General features: G+C 40.4%; 26 protein-coding genes. 15 read left to right on the top strand and 11 right to left on the bottom strand.

The features are described from left to right. The first annotated feature begins 445 nt into the window (after nucleotides 1–445). Nucleotides 446–637, top strand: a complete 192-nt coding sequence (locus AU255_RS07405) for a hypothetical protein (protein ID WP_080522277.1) — start codon at nucleotides 446–448, stop codon at nucleotides 635–637. A gap of 151 nt (nucleotides 638–788) precedes the next feature. Here the strand turns inward: AU255_RS07405 and AU255_RS07400 are convergent, their stop codons facing one another. The 3 genes from AU255_RS07400 to AU255_RS07390 form a co-directional block, all read right to left on the bottom strand. Next, complete coding sequence (locus AU255_RS07400) at nucleotides 789–1154, bottom strand: hypothetical protein (RefSeq protein WP_080522276.1); 366 nt, start codon at nucleotides 1152–1154, stop codon at nucleotides 789–791. Nucleotides 1155–1159: 5 nt separating this feature from the next. Beyond that, on the bottom strand, nucleotides 1160–1747 hold the full coding sequence (locus tag AU255_RS07395; protein WP_080522275.1) for a formyltransferase family protein: 588 nt from the start codon (nucleotides 1745–1747) through the stop codon (nucleotides 1160–1162). 85 nt (nucleotides 1748–1832) lie between these two features. Further along, nucleotides 1833–2357 carry a DNA-deoxyinosine glycosylase gene (locus tag AU255_RS07390; RefSeq protein ID WP_080522274.1) on the bottom strand — a complete coding sequence of 175 codons (525 nt, stop codon included), beginning with the start codon at nucleotides 2355–2357 and terminating at the stop codon, nucleotides 1833–1835. Nucleotides 2358–2556: 199 nt separating this feature from the next. Between AU255_RS07390 and rdgC the strand changes: the two genes are divergently transcribed. After that, nucleotides 2557–3465 carry a recombination-associated protein RdgC gene (gene rdgC, locus AU255_RS07385; RefSeq protein WP_080522273.1) on the top strand — a complete coding sequence of 303 codons (909 nt, stop codon included), beginning with the start codon at nucleotides 2557–2559 and terminating at the stop codon, nucleotides 3463–3465. Next, nucleotides 3465–4445 (top strand): L,D-transpeptidase family protein, encoded by a 981-nt coding sequence (locus tag AU255_RS07380; protein ID WP_080522272.1) that lies wholly within the window; start codon nucleotides 3465–3467, stop codon nucleotides 4443–4445. Before rdgC ends, AU255_RS07380 begins: the two co-directional genes overlap by 1 nt. Nucleotides 4446–4557: 112 nt before the next feature. On the opposite strand, the gene AU255_RS07375 is transcribed toward AU255_RS07380, so the two are convergent. Both AU255_RS07375 and AU255_RS07370 read right to left on the bottom strand, forming a co-directional pair. After that, complete coding sequence (locus AU255_RS07375; RefSeq protein ID WP_080522271.1) at nucleotides 4558–4836, bottom strand: Lpp/OprI family alanine-zipper lipoprotein; 279 nt, start codon at nucleotides 4834–4836, stop codon at nucleotides 4558–4560. A gap of 133 nt (nucleotides 4837–4969) precedes the next feature. After that, nucleotides 4970–5509, bottom strand: a complete 540-nt coding sequence (locus AU255_RS07370; RefSeq protein WP_080522270.1) for a L,D-transpeptidase family protein — start codon at nucleotides 5507–5509, stop codon at nucleotides 4970–4972. Nucleotides 5510–5563: 54 nt separating this feature from the next. Between AU255_RS07370 and AU255_RS07365 the strand changes: the two genes are divergently transcribed. Continuing rightward, nucleotides 5564–7198: an alpha-D-glucose phosphate-specific phosphoglucomutase gene (locus tag AU255_RS07365; RefSeq protein WP_080522269.1), complete on the top strand. Its 1635-nt coding sequence runs from the start codon at nucleotides 5564–5566 to the stop codon at nucleotides 7196–7198. 155 nt (nucleotides 7199–7353) lie between these two features. On the opposite strand, the gene AU255_RS07360 is transcribed toward AU255_RS07365, so the two are convergent. Beyond that, nucleotides 7354–8541, bottom strand: coding sequence for an O-succinylhomoserine sulfhydrylase (locus AU255_RS07360; RefSeq protein ID WP_080522268.1), 1188 nt, complete (start codon nucleotides 8539–8541; stop codon nucleotides 7354–7356). A 195-nt stretch (nucleotides 8542–8736) separates the two neighbouring features. Between AU255_RS07360 and AU255_RS07355 the strand changes: the two genes are divergently transcribed. The 10 genes from AU255_RS07355 to purF all read left to right on the top strand — a co-directional run bounded on the left by AU255_RS07355 (nucleotide 8737) and on the right by purF (nucleotide 17754). Continuing rightward, nucleotides 8737–9243 carry a CinA family protein gene (locus AU255_RS07355; RefSeq protein ID WP_080522267.1) on the top strand — a complete coding sequence of 169 codons (507 nt, stop codon included), beginning with the start codon at nucleotides 8737–8739 and terminating at the stop codon, nucleotides 9241–9243. Nucleotides 9244–9310: 67 nt separating this feature from the next. Next, the gene (locus tag AU255_RS07350) at nucleotides 9311–10060 is read left to right on the top strand and encodes a DUF2231 domain-containing protein (protein WP_080522266.1); all 750 of its coding nucleotides are present in this window, start codon (nucleotides 9311–9313) and stop codon (nucleotides 10058–10060) included. Nucleotides 10061–10295: 235 nt separating this feature from the next. Then, nucleotides 10296–10928 carry a phosphoribosylanthranilate isomerase gene (locus AU255_RS07345; protein ID WP_080522265.1) on the top strand — a complete coding sequence of 211 codons (633 nt, stop codon included), beginning with the start codon at nucleotides 10296–10298 and terminating at the stop codon, nucleotides 10926–10928. Between the two features lie 10 nt (nucleotides 10929–10938). Next, a complete protein-coding gene (gene trpB / locus AU255_RS07340; protein ID WP_080522264.1) occupies nucleotides 10939–12123 on the top strand; it encodes a tryptophan synthase subunit beta in 1185 nt (394 codons plus the stop codon). Beyond that, nucleotides 12120–12929, top strand: coding sequence for a tryptophan synthase subunit alpha (gene trpA / locus AU255_RS07335; protein WP_080522263.1), 810 nt, complete (start codon nucleotides 12120–12122; stop codon nucleotides 12927–12929). Before trpB ends, trpA begins: the two co-directional genes overlap by 4 nt. Nucleotides 12930–12942: 13 nt before the next feature. Beyond that, on the top strand, nucleotides 12943–13809 hold the full coding sequence (gene accD / locus AU255_RS07330; protein ID WP_080522262.1) for an acetyl-CoA carboxylase, carboxyltransferase subunit beta: 867 nt from the start codon (nucleotides 12943–12945) through the stop codon (nucleotides 13807–13809). Between the two features lie 127 nt (nucleotides 13810–13936). Continuing rightward, a complete protein-coding gene (gene folC, locus AU255_RS07325) occupies nucleotides 13937–15220 on the top strand; it encodes a bifunctional tetrahydrofolate synthase/dihydrofolate synthase (protein ID WP_080522261.1) in 1284 nt (427 codons plus the stop codon). 1 nt (nucleotide 15221) lies between these two features. Then, the gene (locus AU255_RS07320; protein WP_080522260.1) at nucleotides 15222–15722 is read left to right on the top strand and encodes an SPOR domain-containing protein; all 501 of its coding nucleotides are present in this window, start codon (nucleotides 15222–15224) and stop codon (nucleotides 15720–15722) included. A gap of 8 nt (nucleotides 15723–15730) precedes the next feature. Continuing rightward, complete coding sequence (locus AU255_RS07315) at nucleotides 15731–16222, top strand: CvpA family protein (RefSeq protein WP_198942560.1); 492 nt, start codon at nucleotides 15731–15733, stop codon at nucleotides 16220–16222. A 23-nt stretch (nucleotides 16223–16245) separates the two neighbouring features. Beyond that, a complete protein-coding gene (purF, locus tag AU255_RS07310) occupies nucleotides 16246–17754 on the top strand; it encodes an amidophosphoribosyltransferase (RefSeq protein ID WP_080522258.1) in 1509 nt (502 codons plus the stop codon). A gap of 84 nt (nucleotides 17755–17838) precedes the next feature. On the opposite strand, the gene tusD is transcribed toward purF, so the two are convergent. Next, nucleotides 17839–18228, bottom strand: coding sequence for a sulfurtransferase complex subunit TusD (gene tusD, locus AU255_RS07305; protein ID WP_080522257.1), 390 nt, complete (start codon nucleotides 18226–18228; stop codon nucleotides 17839–17841). Nucleotides 18229–18360: 132 nt separating this feature from the next. On the opposite strand from tusD, the gene AU255_RS07300 reads away from it, so the two are divergent. Continuing rightward, nucleotides 18361–19821, top strand: a complete 1461-nt coding sequence (locus AU255_RS07300; RefSeq protein ID WP_080522256.1) for a M48 family metalloprotease — start codon at nucleotides 18361–18363, stop codon at nucleotides 19819–19821. A gap of 49 nt (nucleotides 19822–19870) precedes the next feature. On the opposite strand, the gene AU255_RS07295 is transcribed toward AU255_RS07300, so the two are convergent. From AU255_RS07295 to AU255_RS07280, 4 genes are all read right to left on the bottom strand, one after another. Continuing rightward, a complete protein-coding gene (locus AU255_RS07295; protein WP_080522255.1) occupies nucleotides 19871–20593 on the bottom strand; it encodes a DUF445 domain-containing protein in 723 nt (240 codons plus the stop codon). Nucleotides 20594–20749: 156 nt separating this feature from the next. Next, nucleotides 20750–21364, bottom strand: a complete 615-nt coding sequence (gene lpoB, locus AU255_RS07290; protein ID WP_158083077.1) for a penicillin-binding protein activator LpoB — start codon at nucleotides 21362–21364, stop codon at nucleotides 20750–20752. A gap of 51 nt (nucleotides 21365–21415) precedes the next feature. Then, nucleotides 21416–21877 carry a DUF1425 domain-containing protein gene (locus AU255_RS07285; protein ID WP_080522253.1) on the bottom strand — a complete coding sequence of 154 codons (462 nt, stop codon included), beginning with the start codon at nucleotides 21875–21877 and terminating at the stop codon, nucleotides 21416–21418. 54 nt (nucleotides 21878–21931) lie between these two features. After that, nucleotides 21932–23458 carry a COG3014 family protein gene (locus AU255_RS07280; protein WP_080522252.1) on the bottom strand — a complete coding sequence of 509 codons (1527 nt, stop codon included), beginning with the start codon at nucleotides 23456–23458 and terminating at the stop codon, nucleotides 21932–21934. Between the last annotated feature and the right edge of the window lie 70 nt (nucleotides 23459–23528).

Genomic DNA, 23528 nt, shown 5'->3' with positions numbered 1-23528 from the left:
GCAGGTAATCGCTATTACAAAGCTTAATAATACTGCGCACGCTGCGAGATAGATTTTAAAATTTATGCCTGAACTCTTTTTGTGTTTTTCGTGACAATGCTCATTATGCCTTACTTAAACACGAAAAATTATGTCTGATTTTCCTACTTTATTTGTTTCTAATCCCCCTATATTAGCTACTTCTGAACAAGCGGCGTATAAAAAAAATATTTCCGACATAAAAAAACCATATCTCTTTACAATCAATAGGATATATTTTATTTTAATTAAATAATTACCTTAACTAATTAATTGTTTTGACACGACACAATCAATCATGATAAAAATACACCGTCGATTTCGAGTAACTTGCTCCCGACATACGCAAGGCAAATAATATTACTGATCTGCCTTACCTGTGCAAAGCGCAGTTTTTTTTATAAAAATAACAATAGAGGAAAGTCAAATGGCTGAACAAAAAGATAACTCAACATTATACATAGGCGGAATCATTTTAATTGCTATCATTGGTGTTTTCATCCTAAAAGGTAGAGAAACTGAGCATTTAACACTAGGTCCTTCAACTGAATCTACTCAACAAGCATTTGAGTCAGCGAATGCAAAAAGATTAGCTACACAAAATATTTTGGTTGAATAAACCTTTTTAAGGTTGGTTTAAAAAATGGAATATTTATATACTCCATTTTAATGAAAGTAACTACCTTAACTTCCACGTTAAGGTAGTTTTCCTCCAGCTAAACATCGCACAATACAACGCTAATTATTACAGCGCAATCTATCTCCACTTCTCAGTTTATTTCCAGGTATTTTACCTCTCTAATTTCCTTAGCCAATTCCTGGGAAATGCTCAATAGAGTATAAAGCTGCTGCAAACCCAATTGATTAAGTTTCTGCTCTGATCCATAACGTAAATCAAATAATTTGTTTTGCTTACCTAAAGGTAAAGTCGATTTAATTTTTGCTATTTTTTGCGTAATAAGCTTCCTGGCCAGGCTTATATGCTCTTCTCTTTTATTAGCACAAGGCTTGAGCTGATGTGACAAATTTTCAGGAGGTATTTCCTGAGACTTGCGTATAGCCGCCAGGCGTTTACTCTTTCCCAGACTAATAATCGACTCTGTATTCTGCACAACCGCTCTTGTTTTTTTTTGCATACGACTCAAACTTTAAAATCATTAGCTTGCCACTTTTTCAGTGCATTCAAATATAACTCACCTTCTACAGAACGCACTCTCTCGCCTAAGCTAGCGATTGTATCACCAGCCAAAACCGGTACTTGCTTTTGCAATAATACAGGGCCAGCATCGTAATCTGCGTTAATAACTTGCACAGATGCTCCACTCACCTTTTCTCCAGCTGATAAGACTGCAGCATGCACATAGTCTCCATACATTTTATGTCCACCATACTTAGGTAATAATGAAGGATGAATATTTAAAATTTTATTATTAAACGCAGCCAGGGTTTCACTACCAATTTTTTTCATATATCCTGACAACACTACAATATCAGTCCCTGCATCAATCAAAGCCTGCTTTATCGCCAAGTCTTCATTGCCTGGGTGAGTCTCACCACTAACATGAATAACCTTTAACCCATTTTCCAGACACCATGGATAAATAGCCGTGGTCTTATTGTTAGTGATTAAAATACCAATTTCGAAACCCGCCAAACTGTGTGCTTTAATTGCAGCAATTATTTGCCTTGCAGAACTGCCACCATGTGAAGCTAAAAAGCTTATTTTCATTAGATACTCATTAGTCTTTGTTTCATTATTATCAGATTCCGCTCATTTGCTTAAAGAGGATTTTATAATCAGCTATCAGTACAAATCAGCTTGCTTTAACCCTGGATATAGTTTTCAATTCAGCCCATGCTGCTAATTTATCTTTATAAGGCATTGCTGCATAAGCGGGACTGGTTGAGGGTAATTTAGTATAGCTATATGACCTGAATTCAATTGCTAAAGCCTGATAGACATGTTTTTTATATAATGATTCAGCCATCCCGCCATTAAAAAATACATATTTAATACGTGTGAATTGCTTAAATAAAGAGGCAAAATCATTTATTTCTAATGAATTTTTATCAATTGCAGAATCCAGGCTGCCTTGTCTTGTACAAGATTTTAACACATCCCAGACAGCAATTCCCTCTACCTCTAAAAGCTGTTCGGCCTGGTGATAGACTATTGGCTCATCTTCATTAAACAAAGCAGCCATAATGCGCCAGAATGCATTTCTAGGATGAGCATAATACTGTTGTTTCTGCAAAGAAACCACACTCGGCATACTACCAAGTATTAAAATACGTGCCTGATTATTTCCCAATAAATTAAAACCTGTTTGTTGTTTCATTAAAAAACCAGCTGATCACTAAAGAATGAGACGATAGCATATTAATGATCGATATATTTACTGATTTTTGCGATAATGCTTGACCTGTTCTAAAGTTGTGCGAACAAAGGATTTTTCTTATCTAGTCAAAAAATCCAGCAGTAGTATTCACAACACACTCAAATCTAACTCTAAATTTATCTTAAAAAATATCTGAACTATGTGGTTTAAAAATCTTGCTATTTACCGTTTAACTGAAGCCTTTACTTTAACGCCTACAGAACTAGAAGAAAAACTGCAAAGTTTACGCTTTAAACCCTGCTCACCTAGTGAAACATTCAGCTATGGTTGGACATCCCCTTTAGGTCGCGGATCAGAACAACTTATTCATCAGGCTAATGGCTTTATGATGTTATGCGCGACTAAAGAAGAGAAAGTACTTCCCACCACTGTTGTTAACGAAATGACAGCAGAGAGAATTACTGAAAAAGAAGATCAGGAAGCCCGTAAATTATCAAAAAAAGAACGTTCAGAACTAAAAGACCAAATTATATTTGAGCTATTGCCTCGCGCTTTTTCATTTTCCAAAAAGACCTTTGCCTATATTGACCCTAAAGGCGGCTGGTTAATTGTTGATGCTGCATCCGCAAAAAAAGCCGAAGAGTTGATCAGTTTTTTACGTAAAAACCTGGGCTCTTTGCCTTTGGTGCCCGTCAGCACTAAAGAAAAACCTGTGAGTACCATGACGCAGTGGTTATTGCAAAATGAAACACCTGCCGATGTCTTAATTGAAGATGAATGCGAATTACGTGCTCCTGAAGAAGCAGGCGGTATCATCCGTTGTAAACGCCAGGATCTGGCTGCGCCAGAAGTCAAAAATCATTTAGATACCGGCAAACAAGTGATTAAACTGGCAATTAGCTGGTCTGACCGTTTGTCATTTATTGTCGACGAAAATCTATCCATTAAACGTCTGAAATTTTTAGATCTAATTCAGGATCAAGTTGCAGACACTGAGACTGACTCAGCTGAAGAGCAATTTGATGTAGATTTTACGATCATGTCGCAAGAACTGAGTTCATTCTTGCCACGCTTAGTAGAGCTTTTTGGGGGCGAAAATATTAACTAATGACTTCATTACACTACACCATCCGTGCTTTGCTAGCCGGTACATTTCTCCTAGCTAGTCATAGTGCGCAAGCCATTTCTTTTTTGTTACCCGAGAATCCAAAAGATAGTCTGGTTCAAGAGTTTGCCGAGGGCAAAAATAAACAAACTTTAGCCAGCAAGGATGAGGATTTATTAGATATTGCGCGCCGCTTTGATTTGGGTCAGAATGAAATTATCCGATTAAACCCTGATGTTGATCGTTGGATGCCCAAAGCAGGCGCGAAAATTCAGCTCCAAAGTGAACGCCTGTTGCCTGATGCACCTCGTTCAGGCCTGGTGCTAAATTTACCTGAATTTAGACTTTACTACTTTCCTAAGCCGCAAAATTATGGCCCTGCTTTTGTCATTACTCATCCTGTCAGCATAGGACGACAAGACTGGGAAACGCCTTTAGGGCAGACCAGGATTGTTGAAAAAAAAGAAAATCCCACCTGGACCCCGCCAGAGTCAATAAAAAAAGAACATGCGGCTAAAGGTGATCCTTTGCCTGACGTTGTTCCAGCAGGCCCCAATAACCCATTAGGTTTATTTGCCATGCGCCTCGGTATTCCCGGCTACCTTATCCATAGCACTAACAAACCCTATGGTGTTGGCCTGCGGGTTAGCCATGGCTGTATTCGTATGTATCCTGAAGACATGAATACACTCTTCCCTGTTATTAAAGTCGGAGAGCCTGTCACTATTGTTAACCAGGCGGTTAAAGTAGGTTGGGGCGGAAACAATTTATATATAGAAGTTCATCCACCACTGGAAAACCATGAATCCGATAATTTATTGGATATTGCTCTGGATTTGATTGAACGTGCCAATAACGGTGTGTTGCCAGTTCTAGACGGTGCTGCTTTAAGAAACGCTCTGACAGACAGAAAAGGCCTACCAATAAAGATATATGAGCAAACTAGCTTATCAACAAGTGAAGAAGTTATTGATCTGAATTGAACAAACCCTGCATTAATCAGTTCAGGGCTTTTAATCGCACAAAAAAAGCCCGCTAACTTAAAAAGTTAGCGGGCTTTTTACTGATAAATTTATAACCTTATAAATCTTTCAATTACTTCATCATTGCTTTGTTAAGCATACGATCTAATTTATGGTTTGTTTCAGCTGCAGAATCTGCGGCACGATTAGCAGCTGCATTTGCTGCTGCTGCATTTGCTGCTGCTGCGCTTGCATCTCTTGCTGCTTGATCAGCTTTAGATGAAGTTTGAGCTGTCTGCGCTTTAAGATCATTTACATCTGCTTGTAATTTTTTCAAATCGCCAGTGCTTGCACAACCCACAGCAAAACTTGCAGCTAAAACTATTGCAGAAACTTTTAATAATTTAATCATTTGTATTATTCCTTATAAAAAATAAAAAAAACCTAACTGTTACTGAACATAAACTCTAAGCTTAGGCCGACAAAATAAAAATCTTTAATTTGTATAGAGCTGATTCTATCGCAATCTTAAAAAGATTGCCAAATTATTTAATTTGCACGCGCATCCCTTGATAAATCCATATTGCCAGCTGATCAATTTGTTGATTAGATAATGCGACACAACCCTGAGTCCAGTCAAAAACACCATGAATGTTTTTATTTCCCTGACCTATTCCATGAATCCCGATATATCCTCCCAATGCCGTATCTTGGGGTGGCAACATATTATTACTATGCGCCAGCTTAATTTCTTGAAATTCTAGATCAGAAATTCGTTTGTCCATAATTGCTGACTCAGCATCTGCCATTGATGGGTAATTGAGTCCAAAAAACCGACTAAAGTGACTATTATCTTTAATATAAGCAATTTCATAAGTCCCCAAAGGAGTTATATTATCTCCTATCTTTTGCTTAAGTTTTGCTCCTGCCCGTCCTATAGAGATTCCGGTAAAGCTTGCTAAAGTCCGCCAACCTTGTTTAACCTCAATGACTTTTTTCTGTGTATCGATCAGTAACCAGGTAGTTTCTTCTGCAATACTAAAGCAGGCAAAGAAAAACAGGAATAAAAAAATGAAATATCTCATATAAGTATAATGTTAAAATCTTAGGCTAAAATCCATCGTACAGGTTTATTTATTATGCAAATAGAAACAGCTCAAACTCATGCTTATTCTGATCAAAAACCAGGCACTTCAGGTTTAAGAAAAAAAGTCAAAGTATTCCAGCAAACGCATTATCTGGCAAACTTTGTCCAGTCTATTTTTTCCTCATTAGAAGAAAGTGATAATAAAACGCTCGTTATCGGTGGCGACGGGCGCTATTTTAATCGTGAAGCGACTCAAATTATCATTAAAATTGCAGCTGCAAATGGCTTTACTGATTTTATCATAGGGCAAGGTGGTCTTCTATCCACTCCTGCTGCCTCGCACTTAATTAGAAAATATCAGGCACTAGGCGGTTTAATTCTTTCCGCAAGCCATAATCCAGGCGGACCTGATGAAGATTTTGGCATCAAATATAATATCAGCAATGGCGGACCAGCCCCAGAAAATTATACCGATGCTTTTTATGACTATAGTAAAAGTATAACGACTTATAAAATTGCTGACATTCCTGATGTTAACCTTGATACCGTCGGCGAACAAACAATAGACCAACTCAAGATCCGCATTTTTGACCCGGTCGATGACTATGCAGAATTAATGTCCTCTTTATTTGATTTTGACTTACTTAAACAAGTAATCAGCTCAGGTAAATTAAGCCTGCGCTTCGATGCGATGCACGCTATAACAGGTCCTTATGCCACCCGAATATTAGAAGGCATATTGGGCGCACCAACAGGCTCTGTGATCAATGCCACACCATTAGAAGATTTTGGCGGCCATCACCCCGATCCAAATCTGGCTCATGCAAAAGAACTTGCTGAACTGATGTTTAGCCCGGAAGCGCCCGATTTTGCAGCAGCCTCCGATGGAGATGGCGATCGAAACATGATTTTAGGCAATAATATTTTTGTTACCCCTAGTGATAGTCTCGCCATTATCGCTGCCAATGCCCATCTGGTACCCGGTTATGCATCAGGCATTAGCGGTGTTGCGCGCTCCATGCCCACCAGTCAGGCAGTTGACCGTGTAGCTAAAGCAATGAACCTGCCTTGTTTTGAAACGCCCACAGGCTGGAAATTTTTTGGTAATCTACTTGATGCCAATAAAATCACTTTGTGTGGAGAAGAAAGTTTTGGCACCGGTTCCAGTCATGTACGTGAAAAAGATGGCTTATGGGCTGTTTTGTTCTGGCTGAATATTCTGGCTAAAAAAGCGCAGCCTGTTAGTCAGATAGTCACCGAACACTGGCAAAAGTTTGGTCGTGACATCTATTGTCGTCATGATTATGAAGCAGTAGAAAGTGATATCGCTAACGGCATTATGGATCATTTACGCGAGCAAATAAAACCCCTGGCAGGAAAATCATTTGGATCCTACAGCGTGCAATATGCCGATGAATTCAGTTATACAGATCCGGTAGACAATAGCATCAGTAAGCATCAAGGAATACGCATCGGCTTTGCAGACGGATCGCGTATTATTTTCCGCTTATCCGGTACAGGTACTGTCGGTGCGACTCTACGTATTTATCTGGAAAAATATGAAGCTGATGCCAGTAAACACGATCAGGACCCACAAGATGCACTTGCTGAATTGATTCAGCTTGCTGAACAGTTTTGCCAAGTTAAAAAACGTACAGGACGCACCGAGCCTACTGTCATTACTTAATACAAAAACTTGTCTGGGGAGCGGAATTTAGCCATGATTAAATACAGCTAAAAACCCTCCCACACACAGGCAGGCAGTATTTATCTAAAAATGTTTTGAGAGTGCTGGTACTTGATGCTTACTTTTTTTGCAAAGACCGTTCACATTGATAAAGGCTACAGATTCAAACCACGCGACAAATCCAGCTTTATATCTTCTACATTTTCCAGACCTACGGAAATTCGCACTAAACTCTCTTTGATACCTGCCTGTAATCGCACTTCTGGTGCTAAACGGCCATGAGTGGTACTTGCTGGATGCGTGATCGTAGACTTCACATCGCCTAAATTCGCTGTAATCGATAGCATCTGTGTCGCATCTATCAATTTCCATGCCTGATCTTTTCCACCTTTTAACTCAAAACTGACGACTGCGCCAAAATGACTTTGCTGTTGTTTGGCCAGTTCATGCTGAGCGTGAGATTCAAGACCGGGGTAATGCACTTTATCTACAGCGGGCTGTTGTTCTAACCATTTCGCTAATTCAAGTGCACTATCACAATGCGCTTTCATTCTAACAGCTAGAGTTTCTAGTCCAGACAGGAAGATCCAGGCATTAAACGCACTCATAGTAGCTCCGCCAGTGCGTAAATAAGGATAAATGTATTTTTCAATAATTTCCTCACTGGCAATCACTGCACCACCCACACAACGGCCCTGTCCGTCTAAATATTTAGTAGCTGAATGTACGACTATATCTGCACCTAAGGTTAAGGGTTTTTGCATAATCGGTGTACAAAAAACATTATCAACCACTAATAGGCAATCTTTATTATGGGCAATATCTGCCAAGGCACGAACATCAACCAGTTCCATTAAAGGGTTTGATGGTGTTTCCACAAACAGAAATTGGGTATTAGGGCGTATGGCCGTTTCCCAGGCATCCAGATTAGATAATTCAACAAAACTGGTCTCAATACCAAATTTGGCAAAATAGTTCTGAAAAGTCAGTACTGTATTACCAAAAACACTGCGTGAACAAACGACATGATCGCCCGCTTTAAGTAGACTCATACCTATCGCCATAATAGCCGCCATGCCTGAAGCAAAGGCAAGACAACGATCACCTTGCTCCATCAGCGCCAGACGCACCTGAAAGGTATTCACTGTCGGGTTAGTAAAGCGGGAATATATATTCCCTGGCTGCTGGCCAGTAAAGCGTAACGCGGCCTCTTCTGCGCTGTTAAAAACGTAGCTTGAAGTCATATAAATGGGCATACTATGCTCACCTTCATGGCTACGCGTTTGCCCTGCTCTAATAGCCTGCGTTTCTATTGAATAGTCGTTCCAATCTAAATCTGTCATGTGTTTATTTTTTTAAATACCTTGAATACTAAGCAGTTATAAGTAATTATCCAATGATAGAAGCGGACTAAGGCCGCAAACTGTAATTGTTTTCAGAGCTGTATTACTGGCATTTGCAATGTAGCGTTATAATTGTAATTTGATTTTAACAAAGTATTGACCTTAGCTTAAATATTAATAGCAAACAATGTACTTATGAGCTCACACCTAAACCTTACTCTGGCAGCTAAAAATCTTGGACACTTTTTAAACACCACCCATATGCGTTTAGTAACTGCCGAATCCTGCACCGGTGGCTGGCTAGGACAATGCATTACTGATATATCTGGCAGTTCAGCCTGGTATGATCGTGGATTTATTACTTATAGCAATGCAGCTAAAACAGATATGCTTCAGGTTCAAGCTGAAACTATTGAACGATTTGGTGCAGTCAGTGCGGAAGTGGCCAGGCAGATGACCCAGGGCGCACTACAAAACAGCCTGGCAGACTATGCTATTGCAATTACGGGGGTTGCAGGTCCTACAGGCGGTACCACCGAAAAACCAGTGGGTACTGTTTATATTGCCTGGCAAAAAAGAACTCAACTGGCACATGTCACTTTAGAGTATTTTATCGGTAATCGACAAGAAATTCGCCAGCAGGCTGTCTATACAGCGCTGAATTTAATCCCTGCTGAATTAAGTGCAATTAAATCAGCATAACCGTATATAATGCTTACATTAAACCCCCCTTTCTCAATAATTCATGTCACAATAAATACGAGAAAAAATGATAGATTTAATATTTGATGTATTGCCACAAATACACGGTGGCGGCAGCCATGATGGGTTAAACCTAGTAAAAGGTCTGGAAGCTTTTTTAAGCTTTATAGAGTCCCTTACAACTAAAAGCCCAGCAGAAATATTTGCGGCTATTATGCCCGGCTTTAACGCTATGGATAATATCCATCCTTTGCTGGTGCACTTTCCTATCGCCTTATTTACAGTTTTTTTCTTTACTGACACACTTGGGGGGTTATTTTCGCAACCTGCATGGCGAAAATTGGCCACACCTGTACTCTATATTGGCACATTATCAGCAATATTTACTGTGGCGGCCGGATTTCAAGCTGCCTACTCTGCACCTCACAATGATGCCACACATGCCATTATGCTTCGTCATCAAGCCTTTGGCATAAGTGTAGCCGTGTTAGCGTTGCTGTTATCGCTACGCCGTTATTTTGCGGCTGAAAGCTTTCTATACACAAAAACCTACGGGTACTTTTTTTTATCAGCACTACTCGTCATACTCATGGCTCTGGGCGCTGATTTAGGTGGCTTAATGGTATATAAGCACGGTGTAGCAGTTGCTCCTGTTTTGCAGCAAAATATAGTTGGGGAGCAAAATCCACGGCATGAACTTACTCATGACTCTGCAGCTCATGTTCACACTTCTGAGATGAACACCCCGGAGGAACCAGCACAAGAAATCACAGTACATACTCACAGTCATGATGGTGGTCAGCCGCACAGCCACTAAATTTTTCAAGTACCGTTCTTTATTGAGACGTTATGAATACTAATGCATGATGGTCATTATCAATGAGTTGTAATAACACGAATTACTTGCTAACCCAACACTGTCTATCTTTTGATCATTGGCGGTTTTTTAGGAACATATTTAAATCTATCTAACTAGCCATTTCTCCTCTTCAAGAGAGTCCTTCAATATGGTATTCTAGTCGGCTTTATTGCTTAATGATTTTATACACAGAATGAAACGAACACGGGTCAAAATTTGCGGTTTTACTTCTGCTGATCAGGCAGCTTATGCTGCCTATGCAGGTGCAGACGCGATAGGCCTGGTATTTTATGCAGCGAGTCCCCGGAATGTCAGTATTGCTAGAGCTCAGGAAATTATTGCTGCATTGCCTGCCTTTACTACGGTGGTCGCACTTTTTGTTGATGCATCTGAAATACAGATTAGAGAGGTCATCGGGCAGGTATCGATTGATGTATTGCAATTTCATGGTGATGAGTCAGCTCAAGAGTGCCGTCGGTACGCCAAGCCTTATATAAAAGCCCTCAGAATGCGCCCTGATGTAGACATACTCGCTTTAACAACTGAGTTCCATGATGCCCGAGGCTTATTGCTCGATGCCTATCATACCAAGGCAAAAGGGGGCACAGGGGAACAATTTGACTGGGATTTAATCCCTGAGCACTGTAATTTACCTATTATTCTTGCAGGTGGATTAAGTGCACACAATGTACGCGATGCAATCACACACGTTAAACCCTATGCTTTGGATGTGAGTAGTGGAGTAGAAACGGCAAAGGGTATAAAAGATAATAATAAAATAGCAGCATTTTTAACTGAGGTTTGCCTAAGTGACAGAAACAACTAATTCATACAATATGCCGGATGAACGGGGACATTTTGGTCCTTATGGCGGTTTATTTATCGCAGAAACATTAATTCCTGCGGTAGAAGAACTCAATGATGCCTACAAAAAGTACATGGTCGATGCTGATTTCCTGGCTGAACTGGATAAGGATTTTCAACATTATGTAGGACGGCCTTCGCCGCTATATCACGCAGAACGCTGGAGTCGTGAATTAGGTGGCGCACAAATATATCTTAAACGTGAAGATTTAAATCACACCGGTGCACATAAAATCAACAATACCATTGGCCAAATTCTATTGGCTAAGCGTATGGGTAAAACGCGTATTATTGCTGAAACTGGTGCTGGTCAACACGGTGTTGCAACTGCCACTGTTTGCGCGCGCTTAGGTTTAGAATGCGTGGTCTACATGGGTGCGGTCGACGTAGCTAGACAAATACAAAATGTCTACCGCATGGAATTGCTGGGTGCTAAAGTCGTCGCGGTAGAATCAGGCTCAAAAACACTAAAAGATGCACTTAATGAAGCCATCAGAGACTGGGTTACCAATGTTGACAATACCTTTTATATTATTGGTACTGCCGCAGGCCCAGCACCTTACCCGGCGATGGTGAGAGACTTCCAGTCCATTATCGGCCGTGAAGCAAAACAACAATGCCTGGCACAAACAGGAAAATTACCTAACACACTGATTGCCTGTATCGGTGGCGGCTCTAACGCAATTGGCTTATTTTATCCTTTTATTGATGATGCTGATGTCAAAATGATTGGTGTGGAAGCCGCGGGTGATGGTATTGAAACCGGTCGTCATTCTGCGCCATTATGTGCCGGTCGTCCCGGAATTTTACACGGCAACCGCACTTATTTAATGGAAGATGATGACGGCGAAATCATTGAAACACATTCTATTTCTGCAGGCTTAGATTATCCGGGAGTAGGCCCTGAGCACTCCTGGTTAAAAGATATAGGCCGCGCACAATATGTCAGTATCACTGACAAAGAAGCTTTAGAAGGTTTTTATGCATTGACACGCATGGAAGGAATTATTCCTGCATTGGAATCTAGTCATGCCTTGGCTTACACGATGAAATTAGCACCGACGATGCAATCAGATGAAATTTTAATTGTGAATTTATCCGGTCGTGGTGACAAAGATATGCAGACCATTGCAAATCATGAAGGGGTTCAGATATGAGCCGTTTAGCGACTAAATTTGCCGAATTTAAAAAATCGGGACACAAAGCGCTGATTCCTTTTATTACTGCAGGCGATCCTAATCCAGAATTCACCGTCCCCATGATGCATGCCATGGCTGAAGCAGGTGCAGACATTATCGAATTGGGCGTACCTTTTTCTGACCCTATGGCTGATGGCCCGGTTATTCAGCGTGCCAGCGAGCGTGCTTTAGAACATGAAATGAGTTTACGCCGTACGCTTGAGATAGTTAGCGAATTCAGAACCAGCAATCAATCCACTCCAGTTGTTTTGATGGGTTATGCAAACCCTGTCGAAGCAATGGGTTATGAGGCTTTTGCGCAAGCAGCTAAAAATGCAGGCGTAGATGGCGTTTTGACTGTTGATTTACCCCCTGAAGAAGCACACGAATGTGCTGCTTTGCTGAATTCACATAATATTGACCAGATTTTTCTGCTGGCCCCGAATAGCAGCACTGACAGAATTAAAAAAATGAATTTAGTCGGTAGCGGCTTTCTGTATTATGTCTCTGTAAAAGGGATTACTGGTGCTGGCCACCTGGACACCTCAGACGTACAAAGAAAATTAATCGATATTCGCGCAAACACGCAGTTGCCTGTAGGCATTGGCTTTGGAATAAAAGATGCCGAGACTGCTAAAGTTATTGCGGGGCTTGGTGATGCTGTCGTTGTCGGTAGTGCATTAATTAGTAAAATTGAGGCGAACTTATCTGCCCCTGAAGTCGCTAGACAAGAAATTATCGAGTTATTAAAATCCATGCGTCTTGCCATGGATAATCAAGATTAAAAAAGGAGCACACATGAGCTGGTTTGAAAAATTAGTCCCTTCTACTATTATAAAAAAAGAAAATGACAGCAAGAAGATTGCAGTCCCCGAAGGTTTATGGAACAAATGCCCTTCCTGTAATGCAATTTTGTATAATAGTGAACTGGAAAAGAACTTTAATGTTTGCCCTAAATGTGATCACCATATGCGCATTGGAGCAAGACGACGTTTAGATCTATTTCTTGATACAGAGGATCGTGAAGAAATTGCTGCATACTTGAAGCCTTTGGATCCCTTAAAATTTAAAGACAGTAAAAAGTACAAAGACCGCATTACCCAGGCGCAGAAAAAGACTAAAGAAAATGATGCGCTGGTAGTCATGAGTGGAACTCTGGAAGGTAAAACTGTCGTTGTGGCTGCTTTTGATTTTGGCTTTATGGGTGGCTCAATGGGATCTGTTGTAGGAGAAAAATTCGTGCGCGGTGTGAATAAAAGCCTGGAGACGGGGGCGCCCTTTATTGTCTTTACGGCCAGTGGCGGTGCCCGTATGCAAGAGTCATTATTCTCCTTATTTCAAATGGCTAAAACCAGTGCAGCACTGACAAAACTGTCTACTGCAGGCATCCCTTACATCTCTTTTATGACCGACCCCACGATGGGTGGTGTATCAGCCAGTTTGGCAATGCTAGGTGATATAAACGTTGCTGAACCCGAGGCGCTCATCGGTTTTGCCGGGCCACGAGTCATTGAGCAAACGGTACGTGAAAAATTACCTGAAGGTTTTCAGCGCAGTGAGTTTTTACAAGAGCATGGCGCTATTGATATGATTATTGACCGTCGTGAAATGCGTAAGAAAATCAGCTCTATTTTAACAATTCTTACCGCAAACGCTGCTACTTAATACGATTTTCACACATTCTATTTTAATACCTTACAACACTGGTCTTGGTGTAAAGATATATGCTAATTATGATGTACTCTTAGTGTGGAAGGCATAAAACTACTCTGCTTGATAATCATTTTTTATTATGCATTTTGATACCCTGAAAGGTTGGCTAAGCTGGCAAGAAAACCTGCATCCACGTAGTATTGATCTAGGCTTGGACAGAGTAACCCAGGTTTTTAATGCCCTGAATATTTCTGCGCTTAAAAAGCCTGCCACCATCACAGTCGCGGGCACTAACGGCAAAGGTTCCAGCATCGCTTTTCTGGAAGCGATTTATCTTGCTCAGGGCTTAAGAGTGGGTGCCTACACCTCTCCTCATATTATTGATTATAACGAGCGTATTAAAATTAATGCTGTCGCTGTTAGTGATGAACTAATCTGTGCTGCTTTTGAGCGCATAGAGGCGGTGAGAGAAAATATTTCGCTGAGCTATTTTGAATTTGGAACTTTGGCTGCTTTAGATATATTTTCCCGTTCAAATCTTGATATACAATTATTAGAAGTAGGTCTGGGTGGCCGTCTTGACGCTGTCAATATTATTGATTCCGATGCCGCTATCGTCACTACCATATCCATAGATCATACCTCCTGGTTAGGCGAGACTCGCGAAGAGATTGCTTATGAAAAAGCAGGTGTGTTTCGCACTAATATAGCGGCTATTATAGGTGACCTGGACCCACCCAACTCCTTAATTGACTATGCTCTGAATATTAATGCGAAGCTATTACGCCTTGGGCATGAATTTACTTATCACAAAAATGGGACCAGCTGGAACTGGCAGTACGGTAATAAACATTTAAACAATTTACCTGCACCTCATTTAAAAGGCGAACATCAATATAGAAATGCTTCCTCTGTTTTGACTGCCATTGAGAATTTGCAGGCTAAACTATCTGTCAGCGAAGAAGCGATCAAACAAGGGCTCAGCAGCGTTAATCTACCGGGACGATTTCAACTCATTAAGTCTGATCCCCCGGTTTTATTAGATGTCAGCCATAATCCTCAAGCAGCTCAGACTTTAACCGATCATTTACAGAGCGAGTTTCAGAAAACCCCGGTACATGCCATTTTCACCATGATGAATGATAAAGATATAACGGGAGTTATTAGTCTTATGCAACCATTTATCAAACACTGGTATATTTCACCGTTAAACAACCCAAGGACCATTAAAGAAACTGAGCTGAAAGATGCTTTCCAACAATGTAATATTGATCAGGTAAGCTTTGGATTTAAAGACTTCCTGGCCGCTTACTCAGCAGCCAAAGATAAGGCACAATCTGATCATGGTATTATATTAATTTTTGGCTCTTTTTTTCTGGTCTCTGAATATTTAACACATTTTAGCAAGCCACGAGGACAATAGTATGAACGTTATATTAAAGCAAAGAATTGTAGGAGCGATTGTTATCACTGCCCTCGCGGCCATTTTTGTTCCCATGATATTTGATGACCCGGTATCAGATGTTGACTTATACATGAATGAGCTTGCATTACCTCAGGAACCTAAAGAAGATTTTCAGCCTTTACTGGACAATATCCCCAAAACAACGGATCAAGTCTTGTCAAAACCTATACCTGCCCAAGTTAATCTGCAGGCCGAAAGCATTAATCAATCAGCCGAAAATACCGGTCTTAAAAGCTGGATCATTCAAGTAGGGAGCTTCAGTCAGGAACAAAATGCTATTGAGTTTCGGGATAAATTGCGTAAAAGTAAGTTTACCGCCTACGTAGATTCAGTGACCACTGATCAAGGTACCTTATATCGACTACGTGTTGGTCCGGAATTAGATGAAAAAGTTGCATTAAAAACCCAGCAGCAACTCGAAGTACAGTATAAAGTAAAAACTCTACTGATTTCTGAATAGAGATAATAATGATCTGGATAGACTATGCCATTATTGGCTTAATCAGTATTTCACTAATAATAGGTCTTTTCAGAGGCTTGATTAGAGAGGCATTTGCTCTGGTTATATGGGGCGTAGCCGCCTGGGTGGGCTTTAATTTTTGTCTCCCCTTTGCCACTTTTTTTGAAAGCACTATAACCCACGCTAATGCAAGAATTGCGACAGCTTTTATATTGCTGTTTATATTAACTTTAATTGTCGGCGCAATTATCAATAAATTACTCGGTGCCTTAATTAAAAATACCGGACTAACTGGAACTGACCGCTTAGCGGGTCTGATTTTTGGTATAGCTCGAGGGGGTATAATCATTATTCTGTTGGTCATGTTAGCTGGCTTAACTCCTGTTCCTGAAAGTTCATGGTGGCAAAAATCACAACTGCTACCGCATTTTCAACTATTAGCAGTCTGGTTAAAAACACATATACCTGAAGGTATTGCAGACTATTTAAATTTTCAATAACTTATATAAAACCAGGAAAAAACATGTGTGGTATTGCGGGGATTGTTTCCCATCAAAATGTAAATCAAGATCTCTATGATGCATTAACTGTGCTACAGCACAGAGGGCAAGATGCGGCAGGAATTGTGACATGTGAAAACGGACGCTTACATTTACGCAAAGATAATGGCTTAACTCGTGATGTCTTTACTGCAGAACAAATGGTCAAGCTAAAAGGCAATATGGGCATAGCTCATGTGCGTTATCCAACGGCTGGCTGCTCCAGCTCATCCGAGGCTCAACCCTTTTATGTCAATTCACCTTTTGGAATTACTCTGGCTCACAATGGTAACCTGACTAACACAAAGCAATTAAAAAAAGAGCTATTCATTCAAGATCAACGTCATCTGAATACCAATTCTGATTCTGAAGTGCTATTAAATATCTTTGCTCACGAATTGCAGCAACTGGGTAAATTAGAACTCAATAAAAATGATATTTTTAAAGCCGTTGAAGGTGTACATCGGCGCTGTAAAGGTGCATATGCTGTTGTCATAATGATTCCACGTATTGGTATTATAGGTTTCAGAGATCCACACGGCATCCGTCCTATCATCTTTGGCGAACGCAAGACTGAACTGGGCTCCGAATATATGATAGCCTCGGAAAGTGTTGCTCTTGATGCCTTGGGGTTTGAACTTATCCGTGATATAGCACCCGGGGAAGCCGTATTTATTGAACAATCCGGAAAACTGCATACGCAACAATGTTCTGAGATTATTGACCATTGCCCGTGTATTTTTGAATACGTTTATTTTGCCCGCCCTGATTCAATCATTGATAATGTCTCAGTCTACAAAGCGCGTTTACGTATGGGCGACAAATTAGCAAAGAAAATTATCAAAGAATGGCCTGATCATGACATTGATGTAGTTATCCCGATTCCTGATACCAGTCGTACTTCAGCCATGGAAATGGCACATACACTCGGCGTTAAATACCGTGAGGGATTTATAAAAAATCGCTACATAGGCCGAACTTTTATTATGCCTGGGCAACAAATGCGCAAGAAATCAGTGCGTCAGAAACTGAATGCAATCGGCCTGGAATTTGAAGGTAAAAATGTTTTATTAGTTGATGATTCGATTGTACGCGGTACCACATCAGAACAAATCATCATGATGGCAAGGGATGCAGGTGCTAAAAAAGTTTATTTTGCTTCTGCTGCGCCTGCTGTACGTTATCCCAATGTGTATGGTATTGACATGCCTGCAGCCAATGAACTTATTGCCCACAACCGTACTGATGAAGAAGTCTGTGCCGCCATTGGTGCTGACAAGATGATCTATCAGGATTTGCAAGACTTAATCGACTCGGTGCGCAAAGGGAATACTGACATTAAACATTTTGATACCTCCTGCTTTGATCATCATTATATTACAGGTGATATTGATGATGACTATCTACACAACATAGAAGTTCTGCGTAATGATGCGGCCCAGGCTGACCAGCTAATACAGACTGCCAGTATAGATATGCATAACTCTAAATAATGTATAGCATTTCTGAGCGGACCGAAGTCCGCTACTTTAACTTTAAGCCCACCATAATGAAATAAATTCAACTCTGCCTGATCTTTAACCAAATTCAATAAACCTGTCAGCTTCCAGTATTGCTTCAACCCACAGCCCCAGACCAGCAATACGGAAGCCATCAGCAACATCATTATCTACTTTTCCTTGACGTTTAGCCTCATTACTTGCTAACAAACCGCGCCGTTGTGCAGCAGAAATACACACGACTAGATCTATATCATAGTCACGTGCCAATGCACTCCAGCGACTAACTATCTGCACTTCATCATCGGGCGGAGTTGCAAAGCGAAACGCATGATACGCCCCCTCCTGATAAAAAAACACGCGTAACACTTCATGCCCCATGTCTAAAGTACTTTTAATAAATTGATATGCAGTTTCAGTGCTATTAGACTGGTAGGGACTAGAGTTGATCTGGATGGTGTATTTCATTATTAATCGCTTTGAATCAAGAAAGATAAATTAACATTGAGTACAATATCATACACAATAATGACGATTACACTTAAATATAGTAATCTCAAAAAATCCTATCCTAAAATGAGAAAATGAGTCTATCACTTGATGAAGCTAAATAAATATCCATTGCTTTTTGCTTTGCTTACTCTCAATTTATTTTTAAGCACTGCCAGCACGGCTGATGAGCTACAACTACCCGACATGGGAGATTCAACGGGCACTCTGATTTCCCCTGCCCAGGAAAAAATACTAGGTGAGTCTTTCTTTCGCAATATACGCTCACAATTGGATATTAGTCTTGATCCAGATGTGCAACACTATATTCAAACGCTTGGCCAAACGCTGGTTTCTAATAGTGACAACCCTACACAAGAATTCTATTTTTTTGTAGTTTTATCCGATGATATCAATGCATTTGCGGGGCCAGGCGGTTATATAGGCGTCAATTCAGGACTTATTTTAAATAGCGATTCAGAAAGCGAACTCGCTTCAGTTATGGCTCATGAGATTGCTCACGTCACCCAACGCCATATCTACCGATCTTATGAAGCAAGTAGCCGCATGTCATTACCAGCCGCCGCAGCCATGATTGCAGCTATTGTTGTTGCAACGCAAGCTCCTGAAGTAGGTATTGGAGCATTATCAGCCATACAGGCTGGAAGTATACAAATGCAAATTGACTTTACTCGTGATAATGAGCAAGAAGCAGATAGAATCGGCATAAAGACCTTAGAACGCTCTGGTTTTGATCCGCGCAGCATGCCTGCTTTTTTTGAAAAACTGCAATATGCTAGCCGCTATTACGGTGAGGGTGCCCCTGAATTCTTAAGAACTCACCCTATTACCTCATCACGTATATCTGACACTCGAGGTCGAGCGGAAAAATACCCTTATCGCCAAACCCCGGATTCACAAAACTATCGCCTGATAAAGGCAAAACTACGCATAGACTCAGAAAATACAAATCAGGATGATTTAGTGCGTTATTTTCAAAGTAAATTAGATCAAGGCACTGCAGAACAGCGTGCTGCCATACAATATGGATTAGGACTCACTTTTATAAAAAAACAACGGTTTGCCGAAGCAGAAGCAATTTTTTCGAGCCTTAACCAGCGTTACCCCAAACAAAGAGAATACTTAACGGCTTTAGCTCAGGTAGCCGTTAATCAACAAGATTTCGAAAGCGCAAAAAAACGCTACCTACAACTGCAACAACAGTACCCGGACAATGCAGAATATCAGTTTGAATACATTTCAATTTTATTAAGATCCAGGCAACCCAAGCTTGCGCTGCAACACCTAAGATTAATTGATTACCGTTATCAAAATTATCCCAACTACTACCTGTTGCTTGCCAGAGCCTATGGCGACCTGGGCGAAAATGTCAATTTGCATCGTTATATGGCTGAATACTTGTATGCCATAGGTCAAACAGATGCAGCCATCATGCAAATAAAATTAGCCCAAAAAGATAAAGGGCTCAATTTTTATCTGTCATCAATATTAGAAGATCGTTTAAGTTTCTTTACCGCACAAATACTGGCACTTAAACAACTGCAGGAATAGTTTATGATTTTTTTGCTTACAACTGAATGCAGTACAAAGCATCAAAAGTCTAAACAAAATAAAAAGCTGCGCCCATAATACCACCAAACAAACCACCCCAGACGACTAACCAGCCTAGGTGTTCGTGGATAATTTGCTGTACCATTTCTTTAACTGTCTGCGGAGTTAATTCAGCCAGGCGTTTATCAATCACAGTTTCAATTTTACTAATAATATCTTCACCAATTTGATGTGCATTTAGGCCCTGTTTTAAAGCGGCCTTAAATTTATCTGACTCAACCATCTCTGTTAAAGTTACTTGCATTTTAGCCGTAAATGGCTCTTTTAATGGAATTAATGCTTCTTCACCGCCCATCATTTGTAACATCGCTCCAAATGAAGATTCCATAATCGAAGTAATTAAACTCTCAAAAATGCGATCGTAATCAACAGCCGCCAATAAAGGCTCAAGATTCAATACCTTCTCGCCTTCCTGCTCTTCAGTTTCAATAAAATGCTCAATATTTTCCACAGTAAAAAACTGGCACATCATCAAATGCTTAATAGACCCTTTAAACTCCTCAAAGCGATTGGGAATAATCCCTGAGCCATATAAAAAAGGTACTTTTTCAAATAACATATGAATCGCTATCCAGTTTGTCAGGGCACCCGACAAGGCAAAAAAACCAATAGCTTTAATGAGATCAGCATAGACAGGTGAAAAATACCCTGCAGCAATAATAACTGCCGCAAGAAAATTAGTGATAAAGCTTTTATTAAATATTTTCTTCATTGATTGTTTGAATTTATAAAAAAAGTCGTCATTCTCGTCTATAAATGAAGAAATCTCTATTATGAGAAATATTCATGTTTTGTAGTGAAAAGTCATTGCCCAGCGTTTATGAGTCCTGCCGGCGTGTATAATTATTTGATATGTCTGCTCCTTCAGTTACCAGCCCAGCAATGGCCGCTTGCCTTGCTTTGCAATTTCCACATTATCTTCCCAGACAGCCAAACCTGTAGTCAGGTCGGTTAGAGCCATATGAAAGAAAAAGTAGGATTCGCGCATTCTACCTAGTGAACTGGTCTGCTGTACAATCTCACCTGAAAGACTCATATCGGGAGCTATCGCCGTACCACGTTTCTGTACTGTCGACTGATTAAACATATCATCTTCTTCCAGTCTGCGTACCTGTTTGCTGGCCGCATCATCAGGACCATTACCACCGACAGCAGTAGTGGTGAGCACTTTTCCGGAACGTAACAATGCCTGTCTGATTTTATCAGTAAGAATTCGAGTATTGATATGCTGTGTTGTGGCATTTTTTACAGTGCTGATCATCAATATAGTTTTACGTCCGTCTGATCGATTTAGCACACCCGATTCCAGTAAAGAATTAATGCCTTTTTCAGCAGCAATTTGCCAGTCCTTAAAATCAACTTCATCGACTGTCACCAAACCTTCATTACCGGTCGCATCTATGCGAGCTGGTGAAGTACCACAGGCTGTCAAAAAAAACGCTGTACCGATAACGCCAATCAGTGAAATTATTTTTTTATTCATTATTATTCCTATATTCTTACAAGCCATATTTTTCAATTTAAGGCGCCGACCCTAACTTCTTGCTGCTTCATTTTCTCTAATGCTCAAAGTAAAATCCCTACATCTGGGGTTTGGAGAAACTGCATTTAACCTGACCGTATCACCAGGTATCACCATGATTGGAATCCAGGTGCTGGTAGCAGTATCAACCTGCATTCCATTAATATCCAGCCATGTGAAACGATAGGCAATCTGATAGGGGCTATCTCCCATAAACCAGGATACCAACTGCGCCCAAAATCCGGTTCTGACATTCCGCGCAGTAACCTGTACTTTGAATAATCCGCCGTCCAGCTCTCTTTTATCAACACCAACGATTTCCAGACGGTTTTTAAGAAATGTATCGGTTGACACTTTGGTGGTATCTACTGCTTCAACCTGCATACTTTTTTGTTCATTTTCGACTGTATTGACTGTCGCCTGGCAACCAAAAAGCAATAGACAACTTAGCGTAATAATATAAATTTTTATCATATTTAGTCAGATCCTAAAGGGCATATAAAATGCATTTTTATAAGCTTAGAAAACTTATTGTAATTCAATCAACTTATAAATCAGTTTATTTGCAGATAAGGCTCGAATATAGACGATCGCGATATTAGTATCTTGTTTTAATGCTATCTCTTTAACCAGCCCTGTCGAGCCTGTCGGGCTGATTTTTAATACACCATCATCCGGCATAGGCACATGGGCTACCTGCACTTCCTTGGGCAAGGTTTCCCAGCCTCTGGTATCAGCGGTATTAAACGTGAACTTATAGATCCCTGTCAGTATATAGGCGAGAATCTCGGCATTGTTGTTCCTGCCATAATTGCTATCAGAATGCTTTGTAGCATGGACAATTGCATAACTAGCCAGCTCTTTGGTCAGGGTTGAAACAACCAGTCTGGTAATCATCGATGGCAGTTTATCATGGTATTCCTGAGACATGATGGCATCGAAATCCGCAACCTGTTCTGTTCTCAAAGTTTGCTGTTGTTTATTATAAGTGTAATCAATATCCAGTCCCGGTAATAAAACCGGAAAATACTCGTATCTGGGAAATGCTATTCCGGTATAACCTACATAGGGTAGAATTATTTGAAATTTTTCCTGTTTTAGCGCAGGAGCGCTGCCATTAAATAAAATAAAATATACTATTTTACTATTAAGCGGGTATGCATAAGGCTCTATATTTGCCAGCTGTATGGGTATTTCACTGCCTATTCGTTTTGCAATACTTACATAATCTCTTTGAATCAATTGATTGTCCGGGTTCATTCTATACAGATTACGCACATCTACTAGCGCTTCGCCATAATTATTTTCAATTAAATAACCTAAAGCTGAAAAATAACTTACAAAGGGATTGGATAGATTCCCATAGAGTTTATTAGCTTTGTTGGCTGAGCTGGTGTAGGCCTCATTAACAGCGGGATTTTTTACTAAGGTACTAAAAGCTATATGAGTATTTTGATTACCCAAAGACCGGCTTTGTTGCTGGTTTTTTTGTACTTGTGCCTCTATTTCTTTCTGGCTGTTACGAATTTCATCAGCAAATTTTTTGACCACTTGCTTTTGCGCTTCACGCATTCTACGTAATTCAACTTGTGCATCGGCAGGGTTATTCAGTACAAAATAATTCAGTGCTTTATAGACATTCAGCATGACTCTGTCCAGATACATGCCTTGAAAAGGTAGAGCATTTGGATTAGTCAGGGCAGAACCAATTTCTGAACCGGCTGCTCTGGCATTGATGACGGCCCGCCGGTCAAAACCCTGAATCAGCGCTTCACATTGTTCGAACTCGCGTATGCTGGTCTGGTATTCACCAGCAGTGTAATTTGCGGTTCCTGCTTCAAGCGACCACATTAATTCATCACCGGTACCGGATCTAGCCTCACTTTTTTTAGTAAAGTCCTTAGCTGCAAGTGCTACATTCCCTGAATAATAAGTATTGATATAGGGTTGTTTCTGTTTTCTGGCATCAAAGATTGAAGAGCAACCTGCAGTCAAAGTACTGATAAAAATCAGGAGCAATACGCACACATGCTGCTTATAAAATCGCGGATCCATATTTGCTAGAGTTTACAGCTTATTGAGTGATATAAAATCAAAAAATCCATTAGATACTGCCACTCCCTGC

It is taken from the genome of Methyloprofundus sedimenti (assembly GCF_002072955.1).
GTDB classification, from domain to species: Bacteria; Pseudomonadota; Gammaproteobacteria; order Methylococcales; family Methylomonadaceae; genus Methyloprofundus; species Methyloprofundus sedimenti.
This window is presented reverse-complemented; position numbering and strand designations above follow the sequence as displayed.